The following is a 638-nucleotide window of genomic DNA, read 5'->3' as shown; positions in this document are numbered from 1 at the left end:
ACCGCATCGGCATGCTCGGCGAGCTCGCGCAGGATGTGCCCCTCGGATGTGTCGCGCAGCGCGTGCACCGCGTCGAGCCGCAGCCCGTCGACGTGGAAGTCGCGGAGCCACATCATCGCGTTGTCGACGATGAACCGTCGCACCTCGGGCTCGTCGAGGTTCAGGGATTCACCCCACGTGTTGCGCTCGGCCGCGCGCAGGTACGGCCCGAACCGGGGCAGATAGTTGCCGCTCGGCCCGAGGTGGTTGTACACCACGTCCTGGATCACCGCGAGGCCGCGCGAATGGCAGGCATCGACGAACCGCTGGTACGCGGCGGGCCCGCCGTACGCCTCATGCACCGCGTACCAGAGCACGCCGTCGTAGCCCCAGTTGTGCGTGCCGTTGAACGCGTTGACCGGCAGCAGCTCGACGAAGTCGATGCCGAGCTCGACGAGGTGGTCGAGGCGGTCGATCGCCGAATCGAGCGTGCCCTCGGGCGTGTACGTGCCGACGTGCAGCTCGGAGATCACGCCGCCCGCGAGCTGGCGCCCCGTCCACGCGGCATCCGCCCACTCGTGCGCGCCGAGGTCGAATACGGCGCTCGCCTCGTGCACGCCGTTCGGCTGCCGCCGTGAGCGAGGATCGGGCAGCGCGCG

The 638-nt window shown here is 70.2% G+C and carries 1 protein-coding gene; it reads right to left on the bottom strand.

Annotated elements, in window-relative coordinates; genetic code table 11:
* Positions 1-596 (bottom strand): alpha-amylase family glycosyl hydrolase (locus tag ABD191_RS29075; RefSeq protein ID WP_344089184.1); only part of this gene is annotated, 596 nt, incomplete at its 3' end.
* Positions 597-638: the final 42 nt, after the last annotated feature.

It is taken from the genome of Luedemannella helvata, from assembly GCF_039528415.1.
In the GTDB taxonomy this organism is placed as follows: Bacteria; Actinomycetota; Actinomycetes; order Mycobacteriales; family Micromonosporaceae; genus Luedemannella; species Luedemannella helvata.
Note: the sequence above shows the minus strand (reverse complement) of the source record. Positions and strands in the feature narration are given on the sequence as shown.